7 protein-coding genes and 1 pseudogene are annotated in these 7,357 nt (G+C 63.8%); all 8 read right to left on the bottom strand.

Going from position 1 to position 7,357, the window contains the following annotated elements:
* Positions 1–942, bottom strand: a 942-nt coding sequence (locus VFE81_RS06090; RefSeq protein WP_325043731.1) for an ABC transporter ATP-binding protein, incomplete at its 3' end; no start/stop codon positions are given.
* Between the two features lie 16 nt (positions 943–958).
* Complete coding sequence (locus tag VFE81_RS06085) at positions 959–1,753, bottom strand: ABC transporter permease (protein ID WP_325043730.1); 795 nt, start codon at positions 1,751–1,753, stop codon at positions 959–961.
* An 86-nt stretch (positions 1,754–1,839) separates the two neighbouring features.
* On the bottom strand, positions 1,840–2,724 hold the full coding sequence (locus tag VFE81_RS06080) for an ABC transporter permease (RefSeq protein ID WP_325043729.1): 885 nt from the start codon (positions 2,722–2,724) through the stop codon (positions 1,840–1,842).
* A 48-nt stretch (positions 2,725–2,772) separates the two neighbouring features.
* Positions 2,773–3,804: an ABC transporter substrate-binding protein gene (locus tag VFE81_RS06075; RefSeq protein WP_325043728.1), complete on the bottom strand. Its 1,032-nt coding sequence runs from the start codon at positions 3,802–3,804 to the stop codon at positions 2,773–2,775.
* A gap of 64 nt (positions 3,805–3,868) precedes the next feature.
* Entirely contained in the window at positions 3,869–4,183 is a 315-nt protein-coding gene (locus tag VFE81_RS06070) for an NIPSNAP family protein (RefSeq protein WP_325043727.1), read from the bottom strand.
* Between the two features lie 29 nt (positions 4,184–4,212).
* Positions 4,213–5,685, bottom strand: coding sequence for an aldehyde dehydrogenase (locus tag VFE81_RS06065; protein ID WP_325043726.1), 1,473 nt, complete (start codon positions 5,683–5,685; stop codon positions 4,213–4,215).
* 35 nt (positions 5,686–5,720) lie between these two features.
* Positions 5,721–6,764 carry an LLM class flavin-dependent oxidoreductase gene (locus tag VFE81_RS06060; RefSeq protein WP_325043725.1) on the bottom strand — a complete coding sequence of 348 codons (1,044 nt, stop codon included), beginning with the start codon at positions 6,762–6,764 and terminating at the stop codon, positions 5,721–5,723.
* 116 nt (positions 6,765–6,880) lie between these two features.
* Positions 6,881–7,357 (bottom strand): annotated as a pseudogene (locus tag VFE81_RS06055) (flavin reductase); the annotation flags it as partial.

Here is a 7,357-nt window from a genome sequence, read left to right as displayed (position 1 = left end):
GTCGCCGAGATACGTGATGTCGCGCACGGTGACGGGCAGACCCGCCGCGCTGCTTGCGTCGCGCTGCGCTTGAATGCGCATCTGCTCCGGGCGGATCATCAACGTGCCTTCGTCGCCCGCCGTGAGCACCGGATTGAAGCTGCCCGAACTCACCGTATGACCGTTCGGGAACACGCCGCTCATCCGGCCATCGTTGTTCGACGTCACCCGCACCGGCAGGAAATTCGAATTGCCGATAAAGCTCGCGACGAAACGCGACGCCGGATTGCCATACAGTTCCTCGCCGGTGCCGACCTGCTCGATGCGCCCCTTGTTGAACACCGCGATGCGATCCGACAGCCGCAACGCCTCTTCCTGATCGTGCGTCACATAGAGAATCGTGACGCCCGTCTCCTGATGAATGCGGCGCAGTTCGAGCTGGATTTCCTCGCGCAGTTTCTTGTCGAGTGCGGAGAGCGGTTCGTCCATCAGCAGCACGGGCGGATCGTAGGCGAGCGCGCGGGCAATCGCGACACGTTGCTGCTGGCCGCCCGACAATTGCCCGGGCATCCGGTCGCGGCACTCGGACAGATGCACGAGTTTCAGCAGCTGTTCGACCTTGGCCTTCACTTCGGCATCGGGACGGCGGCGCACGCGCAACGGGAAGGCAATGTTCTCGCCCACCGTCAGATGCGGAAACAGCGTATAGCGCTGAAATACCATGCCGATGTGGCGCTTGTTCGGCGCGACGGAGAGCAGCGGCTTGCCGTCGAGCAGCACGCGTCCTTCGCTCGGCTCTTGAAAGCCCGCGACGATATACAGCGTGGTGCTCTTGCCCGAACCCGACGGCCCGAGAAAGGTCATGAACTCGCCTTTGCGCACATCGAGCGACACTTGGTCGATGGCGACGACGTCGTCGTAAGTCTTGCGCAGGCGCTGGATTTGCAGGAATGCGGCAGTCATGGCTGATTCACCTCGGTTATCGTGCGCGGCGCAGCATGGCGCCCGCCAACATCAATACGGTTGTCAATCCGACCAGCAGCGAAGACGCCGCCGCCACGACGGGCGTCAGGTCTTGCCGCAGCGTTGCCCAGATCCGCACGGGCAGCGTCTGCAAGGTCGGGCTCGACATGAAGATCGACACCACCACTTCGTCCCACGACGCGAGGAACGAGAAGATCGCGGCGGCGAACAGGCCGAGCCGGATCGCGGGCAACGTGACACGCAGCTTCACTTCCAGTGGCGACGCGCCGCAGATCAGCGCCGCATCTTCGAGCGCCGTGTCGAAGCTCGACAGCGAGTTGCTGATGGAGATGATCGAAAGCGGCAACGCGATGATCAGATGGCCGATCACGAAGCCCGTCATCGTGCCGTTCAGGCCGATGCGCAGAAAGAACGCGTACAGCGCGACGGCCAGTACGACGACCGGCAACACCATCGGCGTGAGAAAGAACGCCTGCACGGCATTGAGTCCGCGAAACTTGCCGCGCACCAGCGCCAGCGAAGCGAGAAACCCGATCAGCACCGACAGCACCGTGACGATTGCCGCGAGCTTCGCGCTCGTCAGCAGCGAATCGATCCAGCCGGCGTCGGTGAAGAGCTGGCGATACCACTCCAGCGTCCAGCCCGGCGGCGGAAAGATCAGCCACTGCGAATCGCCGAACGACAACGCGACGATGAACACGATGGGCAACAGAAGAAAGAGCGCAACGGCCGCGCCGATAGCAAGCAACATATAGCGCAAGGCGCCAAGACGATCGAAATCGAGCAACATGTCAGTCCTCCCGCCGGGCGGTCTCAAGGAAGGCCGATGCCCCCTCGTGGACCCATGAACGTAGTGAGCGTGGCGGCTGTTTCATCTCAGCGCCCTCCCGAATTGGCGCGCGCACCGCTCGTGAAGCGCAGCTGCAGCGTGTACAGCGCCAGCGTCACGGCGAGCAGCACAAAGGCGGCCGCACCGGCGAGGCCCCAGTTCAGCAGTTGCTGCACGAGTTGGGCGATGAGTTCCGCGAGCATCATGTAAGACGCACCGCCGAGCAGAGCGGGCGTAACGAAATAACCGAGCGCCATGACGAACACCATCAACGCGCCCGAGGCGATGCCCGGCATCGCGAGCGGCACCAGCACGCGCCAGAACGCCTGCCAGCGGCTCGCGCCGCAGATCGCGGCGGCACGCAAGGTCGACGGATCGATGCCGCGCAGCGTCGCGTGCAGCGGCATGACGAGGAACGGCAGCATGATGTACGTCATGCCGATGGTCACGCCGATCAGGTTGTTGACGAGCGTCAGCGGTTCGCTGATCACGCCGAGCGCCATCAGCAGACGGTTGATCGGCCCGGTCTGTTGCAGCAGCACCATCCAGGCGAACGTGCGCGCCAGCAGGTTGGTCCACATCGACAGCAACATGACGGCGAACAGCAGCGAACTCAGCCTGCGTGGCGCAATGGCGAGCAGCCACGCGGTCGGGAATCCGATCGCGAGCGTCGCCGCCGTCACGACCGTCGCGACCAGAAACGTATTGCCGAACACGCGCAGATAGGTGGTCGAGCCGAGCAGTTGCGCATAATTGCTCAACCCCGGTGTCGGTTCGAGCACGCTGCGCAACAGCAGCGACAGCACCGGCAGCAGAAAGAAGATCACCAGCAGCAACAGCGCGGGCACGAGCAGGCGAATGCTGCGCCATTCGCGCCGCCGGCGCGTGGCCGTCGCGGGCGGATGCGCGACGGTACTCAGAACATTAGGCATGGTGTCTCCCATCCACTCCGATTGCTAGGCGATGCTCACGTGCCGCGCTTATTTCGACTGCCACGCGTACCAGCGCTTGGCGATCGCATCGCGGTTGTCGGCCCAGTACTTCATGTCGAGATTGATCTGCGAGGTCTTGTATTGATCCGGCAGTGTCTTCGCGATGGCGGGCGACATCAGCGCGGCCGACTTCACGTTGATCGGCGCATAGCCGGTATCCGTCGCGAACTTGGCTTGCGCCTGCGCGCTCGTCGCGGCGGCGAGATACTTCATGGCTTCGGCTTTGTGCTTCGCGCCCTTCGGAATCACCAGCATGTCGGCGGCGGTCAGGTTCTGGTTCCACGAGATGCCGACCGGCACGCCGGTCTGTTCGAGCGCATGCAAGCGTCCATTCCAGAACATGCCGATCGGCGCCTCGCCCGACGCGAGCAGTTGCTGCGATTGCGCGCCGCCGCTCCACCAGACGATATCGCCCTTGATCGTGTCGAGTTTCTTGAACGCGCGGTCGAGGTCGAGCGGATAGAGCTTGTTGGGCGGCACGCCATCGGCGAGCAGCGCGATTTCGAGCACGCCGGGCGCCGACCATTTATAGAACGTACGTTTGCCCGGGAATTTCTTGGTGTCGAACAGGTCGGCCCACGTAGCCGGCTGCGCGTCCGTGTACTTCGCCTTGCTGTAGCCGAGCACGAACGAGTAGTAGAAACTGCCCACGGCATCCGGTGTCGCGAAGCGCGGGTCCAGATCGTCTTTCTTCACCACCGAATAGTCGATCGGCTCGATCAGTCCTGCCTGCTGCGCGGCATACGCGAAGTCGCCTTCGACATCCACCACGTCCCAGTTCACGTTGCCACTGTCGACCATCGCCTTGAGCTTGCCGTAGTCGGTCGGGCCGTCCATCAGCACGTTGACGCCGGTCGCTTGCGTGAACGGCTGCGCCCAGTTCTTCTGTTGCGACGACTGCGTGGTGCCGCCCCAACTCGTGAACACGATGGGGTCCGCGGCCATGACCGGCGCCGCCGCGAGCGTCGCCCCGCAGAACGCGATCAGCGGCGCGATTGAGGAGGGGGTTCTGCTGCTCATGTCTGTCTTCAAGAATTTTGGTGTGTATCGTGGCAACGTGTACGGCGGCCGGCGGGCGGCTCTCTCAGGCAAGCGGCGAAAAACGCGCTGGCTTCATGATCTTGTTTTCCATCTCTTCCATCAGCGCCTGAATCTTCGGCGCGAAAGCCTGCCACGCGCGATCTTCGGCGAGCGCGGCACGGCGGCGTTGGCGTTCGTCGAGACTCGGATAGGCCCAGATATGCACGATCTGGTTCTGCGGTCCGATCTCCGAAAAGAAGTAGCCGACCAGTTGACCCAGATACCGCTTCTGCAACTCGATGCCCTCTTCCTCGACGAGTTTCAGATAAGCGGGCACGGCGCCCGTCTTGATGCGGTAAGTGCGGATTTCGTAGAACATGCAGGCTCCCGGTTTCTGGTGTTGGCGGCTCAGCGCATCACGAACGGATCGGCGATCGGGTCGTCCGAGGTGCGGATCCACACCGACTTCGTGCGCGTGTATTCGAGCACCGCTTCCATGCCGCCTTCGCGGCCGAGGCCGGACAGGCCATAGCCGCCGAACGGCACGATCGGCGACACCGCGCGGTAGGTGTTGACCCACACGATGCCCGCGCGCAGCGCGCGCGTGAGCCGGTGCGCGCGCGTCAGGTCGCGCGTGAACACGCCCGATGCGAGGCCATAACGCGTGTCGTTGGCGAGGGCGATCGCGTCGGCTTCCGTATCGAACGTGACGACGCTCAGCACCGGTCCGAACAGCTCTTCCATCACGCTCGGCACTTGCGCGTTTGCGCAATCGACGATGGTCGGCAAAAAGTAATTGCCTTGCGCTATGCCGTCGGGTTGCTTGCCCCCGGTGACAATGCGTCCGCCCGCTTCGACGCTCGCGCGCAGCACCTTCTCGATGTGTTCGAGTTGACGGCGGGTGGCAAGCGGTCCCATCTCAGTGGCCATGTCTTGCGGATCGCCGATGCGAATCGCCCGCGCCTTCGCGACGAGCCGCTCGATCAGCGCATCGTGAATACCGCGCTGCACGACAAGGCGCGAACCCGCCACGCAACTCTGCCCGGTCGCCGCGAAAATACCGGCGATGACGGCGTTGCAGGCGCTGTCGAGATCGGCGTCGTCGAATACCAGCACGGGCGACTTGCCGCCGAGTTCCAGCGACATCGCCGCAAGGTTCTCCGCCGAATTGCGCACCACGTGGCGCGCCGTTTCCGGGCCGCCCGTGAAGGCGATTCGCGAGACGAGCGGATGACTCGTCAACGTGCGCCCGCAATCGTTGCCGAAGCCGGTCACGATATTGACCACGCCTTTCGGAAAACCCGCTTCGTGCACGAGCCGCGCGAATTCGAGCAACGGCGCGGGACCGTCTTCCGACGCCTTGAGGACGATCGTGCAGCCCGCGGCGAGCGCGGGACCGACCTTCACCGCCGACAGGAACAACTGCGAATTCCACGGCACGATGCCCGCGACCACGCCCACCGGCTCGCGCCGCAGCGTGACTTCCATATCGGGTTTATCGACCGGCAGCCACGCGCCCTGAATCTTGTCCGCGAGGCCCGCGTAATAGCGGTAGTACTCGGCGACATAGCCGATCTGGCTGCGCGTCTCGCGGATGATCTTGCCCGTGTCCCGGGTTTCGAGTTCCGCAAGACGCGGCGCATGCTGGGCGACGAGATCGGCGAGCTTGTACAGCAGCTTGCCGCGCGCGCTCGCCGTCAGATTCGTCCATGCGGGATCGTTGAGCGCGCGATGCGCCGCCTTTATCGCGCGGTCGACGTCGTCCGCGCTGGCGGCCGGCATGCTGGCCCACACATCGCCCGTCGATGGATCGAGGCTGTCGAAATGCTCACGCGCATCTTCGAACGCGCCGTCGATGTATTGCTGAAACCGCTGGACCATGTCAGCCACTCCGTGGAGTTAACAAAGCGTGCGCATCAGCGCGCGCCGAACGCGGGCATCACGTGGGAAATGAACAGTTCCAGCGACTTGCGCTTGCGCTCGAAGCTCATATGGCTGTCGAGCCAGAAGCTGTACTGGTCGTAGCCGAGTTCCTCGTAGCCCTTGAGGCGCGCGATCACCTGCTTCGGCTCGCCGATCACGAGGTTCTTGCGGATCGCCTCGGGCGAGTACTGCGGGAACATTTCGACGTCGGCATCCGTCAGCGGCTCGATGAAGCCCTGTTCGACCGGCCGCTCGTTCTTGAACCATTTGCTGAAGTAGCGATAAAAGCGCGCGAGATCTTCTACTCCCGCATCCACTTCCGCGGCATTCGCGCCGACGAACGTGTGCATCAGCATCATCACCTGCGGACGCGGCACGTCGGGATGCGCGGCGCACGCGGCATTGAAGCGCTCCATCAGGTTCACGACCTCGGCGTCGCCCTGCGCCAGCGACGTCACTTGCACGTTGCAGCCGTTGGCGATGGCGAACGCATGCGAGTTCGGATCGCGCGCGGCGAGCCACATCGGCGGATTGGGTTGCTGGGTGGGACGCGGCACGGGTGTGGTCGACGGCCACGACCAGAACTCGCCCTGATGCGCATAATCGCCCTTGAAGAGCTTGCGCAACGCGGGGACCAGTTCGCGCATGCGCGCGCCGGCGCCCATCGCGTCGAGGCCCGGCAACAGGCGCTCATATTCGAACGAATACGCGCCGCGCGCGATGCCCAGATCGAGCCGCCCATTGCTCGCGACATCGACCATCCCGGCCTCGCCCGCCAGCGCGATCGGATGCCAGAACGGCGCGATCACCGTGCCCGTGCCCAGACGAATGCGTTCCGTCTTCGCGGCCAGATACGACAGATTGACGAAAGGGTTCGGCGCGATCGTGAATTCCATCGCGTGATGCTCGCCGATCCACGCTGTTTCGAAACCGCCGCGCTCGGCGAGTTGCACAAGCTCGGTCATCTGGTCGAACAGTTCGCGATGCGACGTCGTGTTGTCGTACCGCTCCATATGCAGAAACAACGAAAACTTCATGATGATTCCTCTCCCGTGTCGACCGGCGTTCGTGCTTGAGCACTGACTCCGGTCCCATGCTGCGGGCTGCGCGTCGTGCGCAGCAGGATTCGTCGGCGGATTGATCGGGGCTGTCCTCAATGCGCGAACGCGAGCGTCTGCACTTTGCCGGCTTCCGTATCGCCGACGTAGATGCCGAACGCGTCTTCGCTGCGTTCGCGCACGTAGCGTTCGAGCATGGAGCGCACCGCGTCGTCGCGCAGTTCGTTCCATGGAATCCGCGCCAACGGGACGATGCGGATCGTGCTGTCCATCCACGCCGCGCCGCTGTCGATCACGCGGCCGCGATAGTAGATTTGTACACTCGACGCCGGCCCGCTGCCCGATTCGAATACGGCAAAGATAAAGTCGAGATGCGCTTCGAGGCCGAGCTTCGCCAGCAGGCCGCGCAGGCTCGCCGCGTCGCTCGCGGGTTCGAGCTTGATGCCCGTGGGCAATTGCAAACCTTGCGGTGTATCGAGCAGCACGAGTCCGTCGCGATGTTCGAGAATCGCGCCCACTTGCGCGCGCGATCCGGCGGCGGCCAATGCATCCTGCGACAGGCTGAAGTTCAC

This window comes from Paraburkholderia sp., from assembly GCF_035656215.1.
Classification (GTDB): domain Bacteria; phylum Pseudomonadota; class Gammaproteobacteria; order Burkholderiales; family Burkholderiaceae; genus Paraburkholderia.
This window is presented reverse-complemented; position numbering and strand designations above follow the sequence as displayed.

Bases quoted from the DNA above. Each gene is read 5' to 3' on its own strand.
- VFE81_RS06075 (WP_325043728.1), bottom strand. From the start codon at position 3,804: ATGAGCAGCAGAACCCCCTCCTCAATCGCGCCGCTGATCGCGTTCTGC.
- VFE81_RS06065 (WP_325043726.1), bottom strand. From the start codon at position 5,685: ATGGTCCAGCGGTTTCAGCAATACATCGACGGCGCGTTCGAAGATGCG.
- VFE81_RS06080 (WP_325043729.1), bottom strand. From the start codon at position 2,724: ATGCCTAATGTTCTGAGTACCGTCGCGCATCCGCCCGCGACGGCCACG.
- VFE81_RS06070 (WP_325043727.1), bottom strand. From the start codon at position 4,183: ATGTTCTACGAAATCCGCACTTACCGCATCAAGACGGGCGCCGTGCCC.
- VFE81_RS06085 (WP_325043730.1), bottom strand. From the start codon at position 1,753: ATGTTGCTCGATTTCGATCGTCTTGGCGCCTTGCGCTATATGTTGCTT.
- VFE81_RS06060 (WP_325043725.1), bottom strand. From the start codon at position 6,764: ATGAAGTTTTCGTTGTTTCTGCATATGGAGCGGTACGACAACACGACG.